Here is a 19,895-nt window from a genome sequence, read left to right on the forward strand (position 1 = left end):
GACAGGCGCAACTGCAAGGCCAGAAGGGGGGCGGGTCATGACCTTGGAGAGCCAGACCTACACCACCTCCGGTGCTCCGGCCGACGACGAAGCCCAGGCCGGGCCCGGTCGGCAGGACAGCCAGCCGGCCGTCCGGCGGCCCCACCGGCGCGGCGGACCGATGGCGCTGCTGCGCAAGGTGTGGCTGCCCGTGGTGATCCTGCTCGTGGTGGCGGTCGCCGCGTTCGGCGTGTTCCGCCTGCACGGCGTGTTCGGCAAGACCGAGACCACCCGCCCGGGCAGTGGCCTGGCCAATGACACCAAGCCGTTCAACCCCAAGACCGTCGTGTACGAGATCTACGGCCCGCCGGGAGCCGTCGCGACCATCAACTATCTGGACCTGGACGCCCAGCCGCAGATCGTGCGGGACGTCACCCTTCCGTGGTCACTGACCTTGACCACCACCGCGCCGGCAGCCTCGGCCAACATCGTCGCCCAGGGCGACACCGACACCATCGGCTGCCGGATCACGGTCAACGGTGAGCTCAAGGACGAAAAGACCTCGACCGGGGTGAACGCCCAGACCTTCTGCCTGGTCAAGTCCGCATGACGATTCTCAACAAAGACGAGAAGCCGCAGACCGAGCCGGGCAAGCGGCCGCATATCGCTCAGTGGGTGCGCTGGCTGTCGGTTCCGATCATCCTGGGTTGGCTCGCGCTGACCGTCATCACCAACCTGGTGGTGCCGCAGATCGAGGTCGTCGGCCAGCAGCAGTCGGTGCCGATGACAGCGATGGACGCACCGTCGTCGATCGCGATGAGCACGATCGGTGCGACGTTCCAGGAGTTCAACTCGAACACCTCGGTGATGATCGTGCTGGAGAGCGACCAGCAGCTCGGCGACGAGGCGCACCAGTACTACAACGAGATCGTCAAGAAGCTCGAGGCCGACAAGACACACGTCGAGCACATTCAGGACTTCTGGAGCGACCCGCTGACCGCCGCCGGTTCGCAGAGTGCCGATGGCAAGGCCGCCTACGTTCAGGCTTATCTGGCCGGCAACATGGGCGAGGGGCTGGCCAACGAGTCGGTCGAGGCCGTCAAGCACATCGTCGAGAGCGTGCCCCCGCCGCCGGGGATCAAGGCCTACGTCGCCGGATCCTCGGCACTGATCAACGACACCCATATCGCCGGCGACCGCAGCCTGCGGATCATCACCGGTCTGACGTTCGGCGTCATCACCGTGATGCTGCTGATGGTCTACCGCTCGATCGTCACCGTGCTGATCGCCTTGGTGATGGTGTTCCTCGAACTGGCCGCCGCCCGTGGTGTAGTGGCGTTCCTGGGCTATCACCACCTGATCGGGCTGTCGACGTTCGCGGTCAACCTGCTGGTCATGGTCGCGATCGCGGCCGGCACCGACTATGTGATCTTCCTGTTCGGCCGCTACCAGGAGGCCCGCGGCAAAGGCGCCGACAAGGAGTCGGCCTACTACGAGATGTATCACGGCACCGGGCACGTGATCGTCGGGTCCGGTATGACCATCGCCGGCGCGTTGTTCTGTCTGCATTTCACCCGGAGCCCGATGTTCCAATCGATGGGCGTACCGCTGTTCGTCGGCATGGTGGTCGTGGTGGCCGCCGCGATGACACTCGGTCCCGCCGTCGTCACAGTAGCCAGTCGATTCGGCCTTCTGGAGCCCAAAGCGGCGTCGCGCGAACGTTTCTGGCGTCGGATCGGCACGGCCGTCGTGCGCTGGCCCGGACCCATTCTGGTGGCGACGACCTTCGTCTGTCTGATCGGGCTGCTCGCGCTGCCCGGGTATCGCACCGACTACAACGACCGGCACTATCTGCCGGCCGACATTCCGGCCAGCGAAGGGTTCGCCGCCGCCGAGCGGCACTTCCCCGAGGCTCGGTTGAGCCCCGAGCTGCTGATGCTGCAGAGCGACCACGACCTGCGCAACTCGGCGGATTTCCTGGTCATCGACCGCGTCGCCAAGGCGATCTTCCACACCCCGGGCATCGGGCGCGTGCAGACCATCACCCGGCCGTTGGGTAGCCCGCTCGAGCACAGCTCGATCCCGTTCCTGCTCGGCATGCAGGGCACCACCCAAACGCTGAACCAGTCCTACATGCAGGACCGCATGAAGGACATGCTCAAAATGGGTGAGGACATGCAGGTGTCCATCAACACCATGACGCAGATGTACGACCTGATGGGACAGCTCAACGCGGTCACCCACAGCATGGTCGGCAAGATGGACCTGACGCTGGCCGACATTCAGACGCTGCGCAACCACATCGCCGACTTCGACGATTTCCTGCGCCCGATCCGCAATTACTTCTACTGGGAACCGCACTGCTACGACATTCCGGTGTGCAACGCGGTCCGCTCGGTCTTCGACACCCTCGACGGCATCGACACGATGACCGACGACTTTCAGGGCCTGGTGCCCGAGTTGCACAAGCTGGATCTGCTGACCGCCCAGATGCGCACGCTGATGCCCCCGATGATCGCGACCATGAAGTCAATGCAGACCATGCAGCTGACCATGGAGAGCACCCAGGCCGGCCAGCAGGACCAGATTGCGGCCATGCAGGAAAACCAGAGCGCGATGGGCAAGGCGTTCGACGAGGCCAAGAACGACGACTCGTTCTACCTTCCGCCGGAGGCGTTCGACAATCCGGACTTCAAGCGCGGCATGAAGATGTTCTTGTCGCCGGACGGAAAAGCCGTGCGGTTCATCATCTCTCACGAGGGTGATCCGATGTCGCCGGAGGGTCTGTCCCACATCGACCCGATCAAGAACGCGGCGTTCGAGGCCATCAAGGGCACGCCGCTGGAGGGCTCCAAGATTTACCTCGCCGGGACCGCGGCCAGCTTCAAGGACATGCAGGACAGTGCCGACTACGACTTGATGATCGCCGGACTGGCTGCGCTCTGTCTGATCTTCATCATCATGCTGATCATCACCCGGGCCGTGGTGGCCGCCGCGGTGATCGTGGGCACGGTGGCGTTGTCGCTGGGCACGTCGTTCGGCCTGTCGGTACTGATCTGGCAGGACCTGATCGGCCGTCCACTGCACTGGATGGTGATGGTGATGGCGATCGTCATCCTGCTCGCGGTCGGTTCGGACTACAACCTGTTGCTCGTGGCCCGCCTCAAGGAGGAGATCCCCGCCGGCCTGAAGACCGGCATCATCCGGGCGATGGGGGGCAGCGGCTCGGTGGTCACCTCGGCCGGACTGGTCTTCGCGGTGACGATGGCGGCGATGGCCTTCAGCGAGCTGACGGTGATCGCGCAGGTCGGCACGACCATCGGTATGGGCCTGCTGGTCGACACCCTGGTGATCCGTTCGTTCATGACACCGTCGATTGCGGCGCTGCTGGGCCGCTGGTTCTGGTGGCCGCAGCGGGTGCGCCCGCGGCCGGTGCCGAGCCCATGGCCCACACCGAAGAGCGCGACCACCCAGCCGATCCCCGTCGAATCCCAGCCGTAGCCAAGCACTTACCGCATGGCGTTGTGTGCGCCGTCGAGACAGCCGCGCTGGTAACTGGCGGCCTGGTGTGCGGCCGCGCCTTGGCAGTACGCGGTGATCGACTCCTCATCGGCCTGATAGCCGCCGGAGTCCACCCAGCGCTGGCCGTCGGAGTAGCCGGACCAGTAGGCGGCGTCCTTGCGGTCGGAGGTCAGCATGAAGATGACCCCGAGGACGGCGAACACCGCGACGACGAGCAGGGCCTTGACCCAGGGCTTGGCCAGCCAGGGCTGCAGTGGGGCGGGTATCCAGCGCGGTCGATCCACATCGGCGATTCTCGCACCGCGCCAAAGTAGTCTCGCGGTTGTGCTGCATCTGCGGGTGATCGTGCCGGCCGAACTCCGCGACGAGGTGGTGGGGGTCCTCGGGCAGCACGTCGGCGTGACCCACCTGGTCGTGCACGAGGGTGCCGCGCTGGACCCGCCCGGTGACGAGATCACCGCCGACATCGCCCGCGAGAGCGCCAACGACGTCATCGACGATCTCAAGGAGCTCGACGTGCACCGGCGCGGGGCGATCACCCTCGACGTCATCGACACCGTGGTGTCCACGGCGGCTTACCGGGCCGAGAAACGGGCCGACGGCGACCCGGGCGATGCCATCGTGTGGGAGGAACTGGCGGCCCGCACCCGCGAGGAATCCACCCTCAACATCACGTTCCTGATGTTCCTGTGCCTGGCGTGCATGATCGCCGCCGTGGGCGTGGTGACCGACTCCCCGGTCACCGTGGTCGGCGCGATGGTCGTAGGCCCCGAATTCGGGCCCCTGGCCGCTTTGGCGGTGGCGTTGGTGCGCCGGCGGCTGGATCTGGCCCGGCGCGCCTCGATCGCCCTGCTGGTCGGATTCCCGGTAGCCATGGCTGCCACCGCAGCCTTCGTCCTCGGCGGTGAGGCGCTGGGCTGGATTCGGCTGTCCAGCACCCGCCAGCTGACCGACGTCGACTTCATCTTCCAGGTCGGGCCGCTGTCGTTCGTGGTCGCGTTGCTGGCCGGAGCTGCCGGGATGCTCTCGCTGGTGTCGGCCAAGTCCGCCGCGCTGGTCGGGGTTTTCATCTCGGTGACCACCGTGCCCGCTGCCGGTTTCGCCGTCGTGGCCGCGTCGGTCGGGGATTGGGACGTGGCGGCCGAATCCGCGGCCCAACTGGCGCTCAATCTGGTCGGCATCACCGTGGCCGGAGTGTTGGTGCTGGCTGTCCGGCGCCGCCACGAATCACGGCACCGCCACGTCGCACGGGCGACGACGACTACCGACTAGTGTCTAGCCCCTGTGGAGTGGATGACGAGGTTCAGTGGGTTGCGGGAGCGGATGTCGCTGCGCGGAATCGCGATGACGGTGGCGGCTTTGGTGGTCCTCGGATTGGCGATCGCGGCGGTGCGCTACACGCCGAGCCCCCCCGACGTCGCTCCGCTGTCGCCTCTGCCAGCCAGCTCACCTGCTCCTGAGGTCGCCCCGCCGTCCGCCACCGCGACGCCGATGTCGACCACTGCTGAGCCGGCGACCGAGTCCACCGCGCGCGCCACGCAGCCCCCTTCGGCAGGGCAGCCGTCCGGCCCCGCCCAGAACTCCAGCCCGACGCCGACGTCCGGCGCCGAGCCGCCACCTGCGGTCAACCAGATGCCGCCGAGGCCTGCCCCGCTGCCCACCGAGCTTCCCAACGGCGGGCGGCGCTTCGGGACAGTCCAGCAGTAAGGACAGCCCACGCCGGGCGCGGCGGCGCGAGGGCTCGACCGCTGTGTCCGTGCGCCCTGCGCGTCCGCGTGGCATGTGATGGGATAAGCGGCCTATGGGTATCAAAGTGGCGCTGGAGCACCGCACCAGCTACACCTTCGACCGCTTGGTCGAGGTGCACCCGCACGTCGTCCGGCTGCGGCCTGCGCCGCACTCCCGCACGCCCATCGAGGCGTATTCGCTGGAGGTCGAGCCCGCCGACCACTTCATCAACTGGCAGCAGGACGCGTTCGGCAACTTCCTGGCCCGGCTGGTGTTCCCGACCCGCACCCGTCAGCTGACCATCAAGGTCGGTCTGATCGCCGACCTCAAGGTGATCAACCCGTTCGACTTCTTCATCGAGGATTACGCCGAGACCTTCCCTTTTACCTATCCCAAGGCGCTGCGCGACGACCTCGAGCCCTACCTGCGCCCGGTCGACGAGGCCGAGGAGGGCTCCGGCCCGGGCGAGTTGGTGGCGAACTGGGTGCGCAATTTCGTCGTTGCACCCGGCACCCGCACGATCGATTTCCTGGTCGCGCTCAACCGGGCTGTCAATGGCGACGTCGGCTACAGCGTGCGGATGGAACCCGGTGTGCAGACGCCGGACTTCACCCTGCAGACCGGAATCGGCTCCTGCCGCGACTCGGCCTGGCTGCTGGTGTCGATCCTGCGCGAACTCGGCCTGGCAGCCCGGTTCGTGTCGGGCTACCTCGTCCAGTTGACCTCCGACATCGAGGCGCTCGACGGCCCGTCGGGCCCGGCCGCGGACTTCACCGACCTGCACGCCTGGACCGAGGTGTACATCCCAGGCGCCGGCTGGATCGGGATGGACCCCACCTCCGGACTGTTCGCCGGTGAGGGGCACATCCCGCTGGCCGCCACCCCGCACCCGTCGTCGGCCGCGCCGATCACCGGTGCCACCGGGGTCGCCGAGGCGACCCTGGAATTCGCCAATATCGTCACCCGCGTCCACGAGGACCCGCGCGTCACGCTGCCTTACACCGACGCGGCGTGGGCGGCCATCAACGCTCTGGGCGCCCGCATCGACCAGCGGCTGGCCGAGGACGACGTGCGCCTGACGATCGGCGGCGAGCCCACGTTCGTCTCGGTGGACAACCAGGTCGACGAGGAGTGGATCACCGCCGCCGACGGCCCCCACAAGCGGGAACGCGCCTCGGCGCTGGCCGCCCGTCTCAAGGCGGTCTGGGCGCCAGGCGGTCTGGTGCAGCGCAGCCAGGGCAAGTGGTACCCCGGAGAACCGTTGCCGCGCTGGCAGATCGGAATCCACTGGCGCCGCGACGGCCGGCCGCTGTGGAACGACCCCGCGCTGCTGGCCGACCCGTGGGCTCCCGAACACGTGGAGGTGGCACCCGACGCCGCCCAGCAGGTGCTGGCGGTCCTCGCCGACGGCCTGGGTCTCCCGGCCACCCAGGTGCGCCCGGCCTTCGAGGATCCGCTGAGCCGGCTGGCACAGGCGGTCCGGATGCCCGACGGAGATCCGGTCGAGCCCGACGACGATCTGGCGACCGACACCCCGGCCGCCCGCGCCGAACTGCTGGCCAGACTCGAGGAGTCGGTGGTCGAGCCGGCGGCCTACCTGCTGCCCCTGCACCGGCGCGACGACGACACCGGCTGGGCCAGCGCCGACTGGCGCCTGCGCCGGGGCCGCGTCGTGCTGCTGGAAGGCGATTCGCCGGCCGGGTTGCGGCTGCCGCTCGGTTCGATCAGCTGGCATCCGCCGCGCCCGTCGCTGCCCGCCGACCCGATCGCCAGTGGAATCCGCGCGCTGCCCGTCGACACGGGGAGTGCCGAGGCGAGTGTGGAAGACCCCGACACCGCGCCGACCACCGCGATCGTCGCCGAGGTGCGCGACGGGCTGCTGTACATCTTTCTCCCGCCCACCGACGACCTGGAGCACTTCATCGACCTGGTCGCCCGGGTGGAGTCGGCCGCGGCGAAGGTCGGCTGCGCAGTGGTCGTCGAGGGCTACGGCCCGCCGTCCGACGCGCGGCTGGAGTCCATGTCGATCACGCCGGATCCCGGGGTCATCGAGGTCAACGTGGCGCCCACCAAGAGTTTCGCCGAGCAGCGCGACCAGTTGCACACCCTCTACGAGGAGGCCCGCCGGGCCCGGCTGTCGACCGAGTCCTTCGACGTCGACGGGTCCCACGGCGGCACCGGCGGAGGCAACCACATCACATTGGGCGGCATCACGCCGGCCGATTCGCCGCTGCTGCGCCGCCCCGACCTGTTGGTGTCGCTGCTGACCTATTGGCAGCGCCATCCGGCGTTGTCGTATCTGTTCGCCGGCCGCTTCATCGGCACCACCTCGCAAGCACCCCGGGTCGACGAGGGCCGCTCCGAGGCGCTCTACGAACTCGAGATCGCCTTCGCCGAGATCGCCCGGGTCTCCGCCGCCGGAGCCAAGCCCTGGGTAACGGACCGCGCCCTGCGTCACCTGCTCACCGACATCACCGGCAACACCCACCGCGCCGAGTTCTGCATCGACAAGCTCTACAGCCCCGACAGCGCCCGCGGCCGGCTGGGCCTGCTGGAGTTGCGCGGTTTCGAGATGCCGCCGCACTACCAGATGGCAATGGTGCAGTCGCTGCTGGTGCGCGCCCTGGTTGCCAGGTTCTGGGAAGAACCGCTGCGCGCGCCGCTGATTCGGCACGGGCTGAACCTGCACGGTCGATACCTGTTGCCGCACTACATCATTCACGACATTGCCGATGTGTGCGCCGATCTGCGCGCCCACGGCATCGGCTTCGACACCAGTTGGCTGGACCCGTTCACCGAGTTCCGGTTCCCGCGGGTGGGAACCGCGGTGTTCGATCACGTCGAGATCGAACTGCGCGGCGCCATCGAACCGTGGAACACCCTCGGCGAGGAATCCACCGGCGCCGGCACGGCCCGCTACGTCGACTCCTCGGTGGAGCGGATCCAGGTCCGAGCCATCGGCGCCGACCGCCAGCGTCACGTGTTGACAGCCAACGGCTACCCGATCCCGATGCTGGCCACCGACACCCCCGATGTCCAGGTCGGCGGCGTGCGTTACCGCGCCTGGCAGCCGCCGAGCGCGTTGCACCCGACCATCACCGTCGACGGGCCACTGCGTTTCGAGCTGGTCGACATGGCCACCGGAACCTCCCGTGGCGGCTGTACATACCACGTCGCTCATCCCGGTGGCCGGGCCTACGACAGCCCGCCGGTCAACGCTGTGGAGGCCGAGTCCCGCCGGGCCCGCCGCTTCGAGGCCACCGGCTTCACCCCGGGCAAGGTCGATGTCGCCGACATTCGCGAGAAGCAGGCCCGCCAGTCCACCGATGTGGGCGCGCCGGGAATCCTCGACCTGCGCCGGGTGCGTACCGTGCTGCAGAACTGATGGGCAGTCACCGACCCGAACGTGGTCGGGGCAGGCCATTCTCGTAAGTTTGCATGAGTGCTTCAGTCAGGAGGTGTGCCGTTGTCGCTGTCGGCCGCCGGTGCTGGCTTGAGTCGGCCCAGCCATGACCCCGACCGGCTGCTGGCCGGTTACGGTGCCGCTCGCGCCCAGGACACCCTGTTCGACCTGCGCGGCGGCGCCGGCGCCTCGGAAACTTTCGGAGGCACCGGCTACGACGAGTTCGTCGATGCCACCGGCGCGGTGCGGGCGTCGTGGCAGGAACTCGGCGACCTCATCGGCGAGCGTGGCCGAGCCGGACTGGAGCGGCTACGCGGTGTGGTGCGCGGACTGGTCGACAACGACGGCATCACCTACATCGAGGTCGACCACGAGGGTGAGACGGTCACCAACGGGCAGGGCATCGCGATGCCGGGCCCGTGGCACCTCGACGGGATCCCGCTGCTGCTGTCGGCCGCCGACTGGGACACGCTGGAAGCCGGTGTGCTGCAACGATCCCGCATCCTCGACGGGATACTGACCGACCTCTACGGTGAGCGGCGCGCGATCACCAGCGGGATTCTGCCGCCACAACTGCTGTTCGGGCATCCCGGCTACATCAGGGCGGCGCGCGGCATCGAGAACCCGGGCCGGCATCAACTGTTCATGCTCGGCTGCGATGTCAGCCGGGCCGCCGACGAGAAGTTCCTGGTGAACGCCGACTGGGCGCAGGCGCCGTCCGGGGCGGGCTACGCGCTGGCCGACCGGCGGGTGGTCGCCCATGCGGTGCCCGACGTCTACGAGCGCATCGGCCCGCGGCCGGCGTCCCCGTTCGCCCAGGCGCTGCGGCTGGCGCTGATCGAGGCCGCACCCGAGGCCGCCGAGGACCCGGTGGTGGTGGTGCTCAGCCCCGGCATCCACTCCGAGACCGCCTTCGACCAGGCCTACCTGGCATCGGTGCTGGGCTTCCCGCTGGTGGAGAGCGCCGATCTGGTGGTCCGCGACGGCAAGCTGTGGATGCGGTCGCTGGGCACGCTCAAACGGGTCGACGTGGTGCTGCGCCGGGTCGACGCCGAGTACGCCGACCCGTTGGATCTGCGGCCCGATTCACGTCTCGGTGTCGTCGGGCTGGTCGAGGCGCAGCGTCGCGGAGCGGTGACGGTGGTCAACACGCTCGGCGCAGGAATTCTGGAAAGCCCTGGGCTGCAACGCTTTTTGCCTCAGCTGGCAGAGCGGATACTGGGGGAGAAGCCGCTGCTGGACACCCCGCAGCTGTACTGGGGCGGGTTCGAGCGGGAGCGGTCGCATCTGCTGGCGCGGTTGAGCACGCTGCTGGTCAAATCGACCGTCGGCAGGGAGACCGTCGTGGGCCCGGCGCTGTCGAGCGCGCAGCGCGACGAGTTGGCCGCCCGGATCGCGGCCCAGCCTTGGGAGTGGGTGGGTCAGGAACTTCCGCAGTTCTCCTCGGCGCCCACCGACCACTACCCGGGCGGCTTGTCGGCGGCGAGCGTGGGCATGCGGTTGTTCACCGTCTCGCAGCGCGGCGGGTTCGCGCCGATGATCGGGGGACTCGGCTATGTTCTGGCCCCGGGCAACGCCGCGTACAAGCTGAAAACTGTTGCCGCCAAGGATGTCTGGATCCGCCCGCCGACACGGGCTAAGACCGACACCCTGACCGTCCCGTCGGTGGAGCTGCCCAGCGGCACCCGGTTCATCAGCTCGCCGCGCGTGTTGTCCGACCTGTTCTGGATGGGCCGCTACGCCGAGCGGACCGAGAACCTGGCGCGGCTGCTGATCGTGACCCGCGAGCGGTACCACGAATACCGCTACCGCCAGGACATGGAGGGCAGCGAATGCGTCCCGGTGCTGTTGGGGGCACTGGGCGCGCTGACCGGAACCGATACGGGTGCCGGCGGGTCGTACGCCGACGCGGTGGCCGCCGCCCCGCGCACGCTGTGGGCGCTGACCGCGGACCGGACCCGCTCCGGGTCGCTGGCCCAGTCGGTCGAGCGGCTGGGCCTGGCCGCGCGGGCGGTGCGCGACCAGATGTCCAACGACACCTGGATGGTGCTCGGCGCGGTCGAGCGGGCGCTGGCCGAACCGGCCGGACCACCGCCCAGCCCGCACCGTGGCGCACGGGTGGTCGACGACACCGCGCTGGCCACCGCCCAGCAGCAGACGCTGGCCGGCATGTTGGCGCTGTCCGGGGTGGCCGCGGAGTCGATGGTCCACGACGCCGGGTGGACGATGATGGACATCGGCAAGCGCATCGAACGCGGGCTGGCGCTGTCGGCGCTGCTGCGCGCCACGCTGACCACCGAGCGCAGCCCAGGCGCCGAACAGACCATCACCGAGTCCGCCCTGGTGGTGTGCGAGTCCGCGGTGATCTACCGCCGGCGCAACCTTGGCAAGGTTAGTGTGGCGGCCGTGGCCGACCTCGTGCTGTTCGACGGGGAGAACCCCCGATCGCTGGTCTACCAGCTGGAGCGGCTGCGCTCGAATCTGCGGGCGCTGCCCGGGGCGTCGGGATCGTCGCGGCCCGAGCGTCTGGTCGACGAGATGAGCACGCGGCTGCGCCGGCTGGATCCCAACGACCTCGAAGTCGTCGACGACGACGGCCGCCGGTCCGAACTCGACGGACTGCTCGGCGGCATCCACAGCGGCCTGCGCGACCTGTCCGACGTCATCACCCGCGCCCAGCTGTCGCTGCCCGGTGGCATGCAGCCGCTGTGGGGACCCGACCAGCGCCGGGTCATGCCGTGACGGCGCCGACCGCAGCGTCGACCCGGAGCTATCGGATCACGCACCGCACCGACTACAGCTACTCGGATGTGGTGACCAGTTCTTACGGCCGTGGGCACCTCACCCCGCGGGACACCCGCGCGCAACGTTGCCTGGCCTACCGGCTCGAGATCGATCCCGAGCCGGCCGACCGGTCCACCAGCCGCGACGTCTACGGCAACATCAGCTCCTACTTCCACGTCACCCAGCGCCATCGCACCCTGACAGTGATCAGCCGCTCCGTCGTCGAGGTCGACCCCCCGCCTGCGGAGCTGTACTCGGCCGGCTGGGCGGCGGCACCGTGGGAGGCCGTTCGGCCGGTCGGTCACAACGGCGCGCTGGCCTGCGAGTTCACCCTCGACCTGCGGCCCGCCGAGATCACCGACGCGGTCCGCGAGTACGCCGCTCCGAGCTTCACGCCGGGCCGTCCGCTCGTCGAGGTTCTGCGTGATCTCAACAACCGGATCTTTTCCGATTTCACCTACAAATCCGGGTCCACCACGGTGTCGACACAGGTGAACCAGGTTTTGCTGGCGCGGGAAGGGGTATGCCAGGACTTCGCCCGGCTGGCAATCGCCTGCCTGCGTGCCAACGGTTTGGCGGCGAGTTATGTGTCGGGATACCTCGCCACTGACCCGCCGCCGGGAAAGGAACGGATGTTCGGCGTGGACGCCACTCATGCCTGGGCCGCGGTGTGGACCCCGCAGAACGACTGGCTCGGGCTCGACCCCACCAACGACCAGCTGGTCGATGAGCGCTACATCACCGTCGGCTGGGGGCGCGATTACGCCGACGTTCCGCCGCTGCGCGGCATCATCTACACCGACTCCGAGCAGAGCGTGATCGACGTCTCCGTCGACGTCGCACCGTATGACGGGGAACCCGTCCATGCGTGATTTCATCTGCCCCAACTGCGGCCAGCACCTGGCCTTCGAGAACTCGGTCTGCCTGTCCTGCGGCAGCTCGGTGGGATTCTCGTTGGACGACATGGCATTTCTGGTGATCGCCTCCGGCGAGGACAGCGAGCACGGCGGCGCCGTGGATGCAGCCGAGTATCAGCTGTGCGCCAATCTTCATCTGGCCCAGTGCAACTGGCTGGTCAAGGTCGAGCCGGTGCGCCAGCTGTGCGTGTCGTGCCGGCTGACCCGGACCAGGCCCAGCGACTCCGACACCACCGCGCTCGGCGCGTTCGCGCTGGCCGAACGGGCCAAGCGGCGCCTCGTCGCCGAACTGCACGAGCTCAAGCTACCGATCGTGGGCCGGGACGCCGACCCGGAGTACGGGCTGGCCTTCGACCTGTTGTCCAGCGCCAACGAGAAGGTGTTCACCGGCCACGACAACGGCGTGATCACCCTGGATCTGGCCGAGGGTGACGACGTGCATCGCGAGCAGTTGCGCACCTCGATGGACGAGCCGTACCGCACGCTGCTCGGCCACTTCCGCCACGAGATCGGCCACTACTACTTCTATCGGCTGGTCAGTACCGCGCCCGGCTACCTGGAGCGGTTCAACGAGCTGTTCGGCGATCCCGACGCCGACTACCAGGCGGCACTGGATCGGCACTACAGCCAGGGCCCGCCGGCGGGCTGGGAGGAGAACTACGTCTCTTCCTACGCCACCATGCATCCCGCCGAGGACTGGGCCGAGACCTTCGCGCATTACCTGCACATCCGGGACACGCTGGACACCGCGGCCGCGTTCGGGATCGCCCCGGCGAACGCCACCTACGAGCGACGGGTGTTGGGGCCCAGCGGATTCGACAACATCCTCGAGATGTGGCTGCCGCTGGCATGGTCGCTGAACATGGTGAACCGGTCGATGGGCAAGGACGACCTCTACCCGTTCGTGCTGCCGGTGCCGGTGCTGGAGAAGATGCGATTCATCCACACCGTCATCGACGAGATCAGCGCGTCGCCGGCCAGAGCCGACGCCGCGGTGATCAGCCAGTCGCAGTCCTGAGCTCCCGCTAGGACTGCGGGCGCGCGCCGAGAACGTCGCGAAAGACCGCTTGACGCAGAGCCAGTTCGCGCGGGTCGCTGTACAGGTGAAAGCCGAGTCTGTTCATGACGTAGGCGAAGCCCACCCCGGTATCGGGATCGGCAAAGCCGAACGAACCGCCGAAACCCGGTGTGCCGAAGGCCTTGTCAGAGGATCCGAAGGCCATGGCGGGCAACGGTTTGCAGAAGCCCAGGGAGAACAGCACGTCGACGTTGAGCACCTTGTCGCGGATGCCGTCGCGGGGCTCGGTCGCCGGCGCGGCCAACGCGTCCAGCACGGCGCCGGACATCCCCAGTTCGGTGCCGCCGGTGGCCGCGGCGCCGTAGCACCGAGCCACCGCCCGGGCCGTGCCGATCCCGTTGCTGGACGGCAGCTCCGCGCTGCGGACGTCGTCGCGGTTGTAGTCGCCGTCCCACGGCTTGACGTCGCGGGGCACGCCGGTGGCCCGGGCGGACAGGCCCATCGGGTTGAGCGCGGCCCGCACGAACCCGGCCGGCACCTCGGCGAGGTGCAACAGGATCTCGGCGCGCTTCCACTGGTGCAGGTGCGCGACTCGGTTGCGGTCGACGTGGGCGGGCAGCCCGATGTGCAGATCGAGGCCCAGCGGCGCGGCGATCTCGTCGGCCAGGAACCGGCCCACCGTGCGGCCGGCCGGGTCGGCGCGCCGGATCAGCTCGGACTGGTACCAACCCAGCGTGATCGCGTGGTAGCCGTGCCGAGTGCCGGGCCGCCAGGCGGGGGCCTGCCGGGCCAGGATCGGCGCCAGCCGGTCCGGATCGGCGACATCGGCCAGCCCGGGTGCGGGGGTCAGCGCACACAGTCCGGCCTGGTGGCCCAGAAGCTGGCGCACGGTCACCTCGCCCTTGCCGCCGCCGGCGAATTCCGGCCAGTAGTCGGCGACTTTCGCGTCGTAGTCCAACAGGCCCCGCGACACCGCCACGGCGAAGGTCAGCGCGGTGATGCCCTTGGTCGTCGAGAACATGTTGACCATCGTGTCGGCCTGCCACGGGGCCTTGGTCAGCCCGTTGCGGTAGCCGCCCCACAGGTCGACGACCAACACGCCGTCCCGGTAGACGGCCACCGCCGAACCGATCTCCTTGCCGGACGCCAGATTTGCCCGGAACGCGTCGGCGACCTTGCCGTATCCCTCGTCGACGTCGCCCGCCATCATGTCCGGCGGCACTGCAACTTTGAGCACGCTCGAGTCCTTCGGTCGGTGTTCGTGGAGGATATGTCGGCGCGCGGCGAGCCAGGGCCACAATCGTGCTCGGCGGCCCTAGGATCGCCGGGTGGCTGATCGCTATGGCGCCGACGTACTGGCCAACGACCCGCACAAGGCGAACCGAACCCGCTCCACCGAACACCCCGTGGAACTCGGCATGGTCGTCGAGGATCCGCAGTCCGGTTTCGTCGGCGCGGTGATGCGCGTCGAGGGATCGCGAGTGGAGCTCGAGGACCGCAAGGGCCGCCGGCGGGTGTTCCCGCTGGGTCCCGGCTTCCTGTTCGAGGGCAAACCGGTGATCCTGACCGCGCCGCGACGGTCGGCGCCGGCCGCCGCCCAGCGCACCAAATCGGGGTCGGTGAAGGTCGCCGATGCCCGCGCCAAGGTCGCCTTGGCCAGCCGCATCTACGTCGAGGGCCGCCACGACGCCGAACTCGTCGAACAGGTGTGGGGCGAGGACCTCCGGGTCGAGGGCGTCGTCGTGGAGTATCTGGGCGGCGTCGACGACCTGGCCGGCATCGTGGAATCGTTCCGGCCCGGCCCGGGGCGTCGCCTCGGCGTGCTGGTCGACCACTTGGTCGCCGGCTCCAAGGAGGCCCGGATCGCCGAGGCAGTGCGGCGCGGGCCCGGCGGCCGGCACACGCTGGTGGTGGGCCACCCCTACGTCGACATCTGGCAGGCCGTCAAACCCGAGCGAGTGGGCCTGAAGGCATGGCCGTCGGTTCCCCGCACCGTCGAATGGAAGCACGGGATCTGCGCGGCGCTGGGCTGGCCGCACCGTGACCAGGCCGACATCGCCCGGGCCTGGCAGCGCATCCGCTCGTCCGTGCGGGACTGGACGGACCTGGAGCCCGCGTTGATCGGCCGGGTCGAGGAACTCATCGATTTCGTCACCCAGCCCGCCTGAGCAGGCGCCGGTGTGACGCAAGTCGCAGGCCGAACCCGCGAGCATTCGGTGTACAGTCGTTCACTACAAGAGCTTGACCGCCGACTGCAGTCGGGTCGTCCTCACCTGATGGCGGCCGACGCGGTACGACACGATCCGGAGCTGCACCGTCATGACCTTCTCCCTTGAACTGCCCGAAGAAGTCGTCCATGTCCGGGACTGGGTGCACCAGTTCGCCGCCGACGTGGTCCGCCCCGCGGCCGCCGAATGGGACGAGCGCGAGGAAACGCCCTGGCCGCTGATCCAGGAAGCCGCCAAGGTCGGTCTCTATACGCCTGAGCTGTTCGCCGAGATGTCCGCCGAACCGTCCGGCCTCGGCATGATCACCGTGTTCGAGGAGCTGTTCTGGGGCGACGCCGGTATCGCATTGTCGATCCTGGGCACCGGACTGGCCGCCGCATCGCTGGCTGCCAACGGCACCCCTGAGCAATTGGGCCACTGGCTGCCCGAGATGTTCGGCACCCCGGGCGATCCGCATCTGGCGGCGTTCTGCTCCTCCGAGCCCGGCGCCGGTTCCGACGTCGGCGCGGTGCGCACCCGGGCCCGCTATGAGCAGGCCACCGACGAATGGGTGCTGGACGGCACCAAGACCTGGGCCACCAACGGCGGCATCGCCAACGTCCACATCGTCGTCGCCTCGGTGTATCCCGAGCTCGGAACCCGCGGCCAGGCCACCTTCATCATTCCGCCGAACACCCCCGGCTTCTCGCAGGGGCAGAAGTTCAAGAAGCACGGCATCCGCGCCTCGCACACCGCCGAGGTGGTGCTGGAAAATGTCCGCCTGCCCGGCAACCTCATCCTGGGCGGTATGGAGAAATTCGAGCAGCGAGTCGCTCGTGCGCGGGAAGGCAAGCGCACCTCCGGGCAGGCCGCGATGGCAACCTTTGAGCGCACCCGACCCGCCGTCGGCGCCATGGCGTTGGGCGTGGCTCGGGCCGCCTACGAGTACGCGCTCGAATATGCCTGCCAGCGTGAACAATTCGGCCGCCCGATCGGCGACTTCCAGGGGACCGGGTTCAAGCTCGCCGACATGAAGAGTCGCATCGACGCGTCGCGATTGCTGATCTGGCGGGCCGGCTGGATGATGCGCAACAACAAGCCGTTCGCCGCCGCTGAGGGGTCGATGGCCAAGCTGTACGCCAGCGAGACCGCGGTGTACGTGACCGACGAGGCGATCCAGATCCTCGGCGGCAACGGCTACACCCGGGACTACCCGGTGGAGCGGATGCATCGCGACGCCAAGATCTTCACGATCTTCGAGGGCACCAGCGAGATTCAGCGGCTGGTGATCGCTCGCGCGCTCACCGGCCTGCCGCTGCGGTAGACCTCAGTCGCCCAGATCCGGCGCCCACGCGACGCCGTTGATGTGGCTGCCGCCGTCGACGAACAGCGTGTTGCCGGTCAGATAGCGGCAGCCCTCGCCGGCCAGGAACACCGCGACCGGCGCGATGTCGTCATAGGGGTCGCCCATCCGGCCCATCGGATTGGCCGCGTCGGCGATCGCCTCGATCTCGGGGTGCTGTGCCGTGACGGCAAGGAACGCTTGGCTTTTCGCCGCCGGGCAGATCGCGTTGACCGTCACGCCGGTGGGTGCCCACTCGCGCGCGGCGGTGCGGGTCAGCGTGCGCAGCGCTTCTTTGGCCGAGTTGTACTCCAGCGAGCCGATGTGGGCGTTGACGCCGTTGAGGCTGCACATGTTGATCACTCGGCCCCAGCCGCGTGCCTTCATGTGGCCGAACGCGGCGCGCATGGCCCAGAACGGTCCGTAGTAGCCCACCGCGAAACCATGGGCCAGCTCGTCGTCGGTCTTGTTCTCCACCCGCCCGATCGCCCCGCCGCCCCAGGCGTTGTTGACCAGGATGTCGATCGACCCGTATTCGGAAACCGCTGCGGCGACGGCGTTCTCCACCTGACCGCGGTCCGAGACGTCGGTGGCGACGAACAGTCCGCCGATCTCTTCGGCGACCGCGGATCCGGTGCCGGGGTCGAATTCGGCCACCACCACCCGGGCGCCCTCGTCGGCGAACCGGCGGGCGATGCCTGCGCCGATGCCCGCCCCGGCGCCGGTGACCACGGCCACCTTGCCGGCCAGCGCCCCGGTCATCGGGCGAATCCTTCCGCAATCAGTTCCAGTGCCTGACCGCTGCCGTCGAGTTGGCGGGCGGTGCGGCTGACGATCTCCCAGCTCTGTCCGGCGCGGCGCAGCCGGATCAGGTGCACGCCGGCGCGCCCGACGCTGTAGCCGCGCGACTCGCGGCGTACCAGCAGCATGGACTGGCAGACGGCGACGGCCTCGTCCCCGTCGACGGTGACCACCGGTGGCCCGAAGAAGTGGCAACAGCCGCGGGCGATCAATCCACGGTGTTCGGAGGAGCGCACCATGGCGGCGACCTCGGCGCGGCTGGTCATCGTCCAGTCGCCGGTGTCGTAGCCGCCGTCGAGCGCCCACAACGCGGAGACGGCATCGGGATCGCCGGAGTCGACCAGCGGCCCGTAGGAGCCGATGAGCCGGGCGATGTCGCGTTCGTCCTCGAGCGCGCGCAGGCGTCGCTGGAGGCTCTCCAGGGTGTCGGTCACGGCGCTCTCCCTTTCTCTACAGCCTCTCGGCCAGCTCCCAAAGGGCGGCGAGCTGATCGCAATAGTGGTCGGGCCCGGCGGCGGTCACCGAGCAGGTGACGGCGGTGGCACCGGCTTCGCGTAAGGCGTTGAGGCGCAGCGACGTTCGCTCCGGATCGCCGATCGGATCCACCGCGTGCCCGGTGGACAGCACCACCTCGAAGCCTGGCGGGGTGTCGATTCCGCCCAGCATCGCCGAGATCTCGGCGCCGCTGAGGCCGAACGGAATCCAGCCGTCACCGAGTTGCACCGCCCGGCGCAGCGAGCGCAGCGTGCGCCCGCCGACCCAGATCGGCACCCGCGGCTGCACGGCGCACGGCTGCACGGCGAACCCGTCGAACTGATAGTGGCTGCCGTGGTAGGCCGGGCGGGTGGTGGACAGCGATGCGCGCAGCGCCCGGATGGCGTCGTCGGCGCGTTCGCCCCGGCCGTCGAACGGCGCGCCGAGCAGATCGAACTCCTGCGCCAGCGAGCCGACACCCACACCCAGGACCAGCCGGCCGCCGCTGAGCCGGTCCAGCGTCCCGAACCGCTTGGCGATCTCCAGCGGGTGGTGGTAGCCGAGTACGACCACCGACGTGGTCAGCGAGATGCGGCTGGTGTGGGCGGCCAGGAAACCGAACGTCGACAGCGGATCCCAGTAGGTCAGCCCGCGCGTGGCGCCGTCGTCGACGGGGACGGCGATGTGTTCGGCGCAGGTGAGGTGGTCGAAGCCCAGTTCGTCGGCGGTGTGGGCGATGCGGGCCAGGTCGGCGACGCCGGCGTTGCGTTCCCAGTCGGCCGACACCCCTGGCAGCTGCATCACCATCGGCGTCGACAGTCCGATCCGCACCGTGCCGTTCTAACCGGCGCCACGGCGGCCGAAATGCTTGCGTCCCGGTGATCGGGACCGCTACGGTGCGGTAGAACGAATTCTCGCCAGCTGAACAGGAGTGCTGATGACGGCGGCCTTGAGCGACACCGCTCCCGCATCGATGCTGGACCGGTTCACGGCGATCATCGATGCCTTCGAAGACACCTCGGCGGGGCTCACTCTCGACCAGATCGCCGCGCGCGCCCATCTGCCGCGCTCGACCACCCACCGCATCCTCGACCAGCTGGTCCGCCTGCAGTGGCTGACCCACTCCGGCCGCGGGTACCGGCTCGGCGCACGCACCTCGGCGTGGGGGGCAGGCGACAGTGCCGACGTCCGGCTGCGGTCGGTGGCCGCGCCGGTGCTGCACGAGATCCAGCTGCGCACCGGTGCGGTCGTGCACCTGGGCCTGCTCGACCGCGGCGAGATCGTGCACCTCGACAAATTGGGCGGTCCGTCGGCTCGCCAGGTGCCGACCTCGGTCGGGGCCCGGATCCCGGCGCACCGGGTGGCGCTCGGCGTCGCCGCGCTGGCCGGGCTCTCGCCGGAGGACGTGGTCGCCGAGCTGACCCACATCCGCGGCTGGGAACCCGACGCCGCGTGGTGGGGCGAATTGCACAAGATGCGCCGCCGCGTGGTGGTGCGCCACGGTGACTACACCGGTCCGATGGTCTCGGTCGCGGCCACCATCGGTTCGCGCGCGGCGATCGGGATCGTCACGTCGGATCGGGTGCTGGCGCAGCGTTGTCAGCCGCTGGTGGCGGCGTCGGCGGCGCGGATCGCCCGGGTGCTGGCCGGCGTGACGAACTAGGCCGCGCCGTCTTCGTCACCCAGTAGTCGTTCGGGGTGGTGGTAGTCGTTGGTGCCG

16 protein-coding genes are annotated in these 19,895 nt (G+C 69.1%); 11 read left to right on the forward strand and 5 right to left on the reverse strand.

Features of this window, described 5'->3' with window-relative positions:
• The first annotated feature begins 160 nt into the window (after positions 1 to 160).
• Together MSZK_RS02900 and MSZK_RS02905 are read left to right on the forward strand one after the other, a co-directional pair.
• The gene (locus MSZK_RS02900; protein ID WP_199203167.1) at positions 161 to 589 is read left to right on the forward strand and encodes an MmpS family transport accessory protein; all 429 of its coding nucleotides are present in this window, start codon (positions 161 to 163) and stop codon (positions 587 to 589) included.
• Complete coding sequence (locus tag MSZK_RS02905; protein WP_099244652.1) at positions 586 to 3,480, forward strand: RND family transporter; 2,895 nt, start codon at positions 586 to 588, stop codon at positions 3,478 to 3,480. The genes MSZK_RS02900 and MSZK_RS02905 overlap by 4 nt, the downstream gene beginning before the upstream one ends.
• Positions 3,481 to 3,488: 8 nt before the next feature.
• On the opposite strand, the gene MSZK_RS02910 is transcribed toward MSZK_RS02905, so the two are convergent.
• Entirely contained in the window at positions 3,489 to 3,785 is a 297-nt protein-coding gene (locus tag MSZK_RS02910) for a hypothetical protein (RefSeq protein WP_099244654.1), read from the reverse strand.
• Between the two features lie 40 nt (positions 3,786 to 3,825).
• On the opposite strand from MSZK_RS02910, the gene MSZK_RS02915 reads away from it, so the two are divergent.
• From MSZK_RS02915 to MSZK_RS02940, 6 genes are all read left to right on the forward strand, one after another.
• Positions 3,826 to 4,773 carry a DUF389 domain-containing protein gene (locus tag MSZK_RS02915; protein WP_099244656.1) on the forward strand — a complete coding sequence of 316 codons (948 nt, stop codon included), beginning with the start codon at positions 3,826 to 3,828 and terminating at the stop codon, positions 4,771 to 4,773.
• A gap of 21 nt (positions 4,774 to 4,794) precedes the next feature.
• Entirely contained in the window at positions 4,795 to 5,208 is a 414-nt protein-coding gene (locus MSZK_RS02920; protein ID WP_142389844.1) for a hypothetical protein, read from the forward strand.
• 94 nt (positions 5,209 to 5,302) lie between these two features.
• Positions 5,303 to 8,614 (forward strand): DUF2126 domain-containing protein, encoded by a 3,312-nt coding sequence (locus tag MSZK_RS02925; protein ID WP_099244660.1) that lies wholly within the window; start codon positions 5,303 to 5,305, stop codon positions 8,612 to 8,614.
• A gap of 81 nt (positions 8,615 to 8,695) precedes the next feature.
• Entirely contained in the window at positions 8,696 to 11,374 is a 2,679-nt protein-coding gene (locus tag MSZK_RS02930; protein WP_099244688.1) for a circularly permuted type 2 ATP-grasp protein, read from the forward strand.
• Positions 11,371 to 12,288: a transglutaminase family protein gene (locus MSZK_RS02935; RefSeq protein WP_099244662.1), complete on the forward strand. Its 918-nt coding sequence runs from the start codon at positions 11,371 to 11,373 to the stop codon at positions 12,286 to 12,288. The genes MSZK_RS02930 and MSZK_RS02935 overlap by 4 nt, the downstream gene beginning before the upstream one ends.
• The gene (locus tag MSZK_RS02940; protein WP_099244664.1) at positions 12,281 to 13,351 is read left to right on the forward strand and encodes a putative zinc-binding metallopeptidase; all 1,071 of its coding nucleotides are present in this window, start codon (positions 12,281 to 12,283) and stop codon (positions 13,349 to 13,351) included. The genes MSZK_RS02935 and MSZK_RS02940 overlap by 8 nt, the downstream gene beginning before the upstream one ends.
• 7 nt (positions 13,352 to 13,358) lie before the next feature.
• On the opposite strand, the gene MSZK_RS02945 is transcribed toward MSZK_RS02940, so the two are convergent.
• Positions 13,359 to 14,558: a serine hydrolase domain-containing protein gene (locus MSZK_RS02945; protein WP_199203168.1), complete on the reverse strand. Its 1,200-nt coding sequence runs from the start codon at positions 14,556 to 14,558 to the stop codon at positions 13,359 to 13,361.
• Between the two features lie 121 nt (positions 14,559 to 14,679).
• Here MSZK_RS02945 and MSZK_RS02950 point away from each other — a divergent pair, with 121 nt between their 5' ends.
• Positions 14,680 to 15,519, forward strand: coding sequence for a DUF3097 domain-containing protein (locus tag MSZK_RS02950; RefSeq protein WP_099244666.1), 840 nt, complete (start codon positions 14,680 to 14,682; stop codon positions 15,517 to 15,519).
• A 151-nt stretch (positions 15,520 to 15,670) separates the two neighbouring features.
• Positions 15,671 to 16,882, forward strand: coding sequence for an acyl-CoA dehydrogenase family protein (locus tag MSZK_RS02955; protein WP_099244668.1), 1,212 nt, complete (start codon positions 15,671 to 15,673; stop codon positions 16,880 to 16,882).
• 3 nt (positions 16,883 to 16,885) lie between these two features.
• On the opposite strand, the gene MSZK_RS02960 is transcribed toward MSZK_RS02955, so the two are convergent.
• The 3 genes from MSZK_RS02960 to MSZK_RS02970 are packed head-to-tail and all read right to left on the reverse strand — an operon-like array spanning position 16,886 to position 19,006.
• Positions 16,886 to 17,662, reverse strand: coding sequence for an SDR family NAD(P)-dependent oxidoreductase (locus tag MSZK_RS02960; RefSeq protein WP_099244670.1), 777 nt, complete (start codon positions 17,660 to 17,662; stop codon positions 16,886 to 16,888).
• Entirely contained in the window at positions 17,659 to 18,135 is a 477-nt protein-coding gene (locus tag MSZK_RS02965) for a nuclear transport factor 2 family protein (RefSeq protein ID WP_099244672.1), read from the reverse strand. Before MSZK_RS02965 ends, MSZK_RS02960 begins: the two co-directional genes overlap by 4 nt.
• Before the next feature lie 16 nt (positions 18,136 to 18,151).
• Positions 18,152 to 19,006: an LLM class F420-dependent oxidoreductase gene (locus MSZK_RS02970; RefSeq protein ID WP_099244674.1), complete on the reverse strand. Its 855-nt coding sequence runs from the start codon at positions 19,004 to 19,006 to the stop codon at positions 18,152 to 18,154.
• Between the two features lie 106 nt (positions 19,007 to 19,112).
• Between MSZK_RS02970 and MSZK_RS02975 the strand changes: the two genes are divergently transcribed.
• Complete coding sequence (locus MSZK_RS02975) at positions 19,113 to 19,838, forward strand: IclR family transcriptional regulator (RefSeq protein ID WP_099244691.1); 726 nt, start codon at positions 19,113 to 19,115, stop codon at positions 19,836 to 19,838.
• Positions 19,839 to 19,895 lie beyond the last annotated feature (57 nt).

This window comes from Mycobacterium sp. shizuoka-1 (genome assembly GCF_002723835.1).
Taxonomy (GTDB): domain Bacteria; phylum Actinomycetota; class Actinomycetes; order Mycobacteriales; family Mycobacteriaceae; genus Mycobacterium.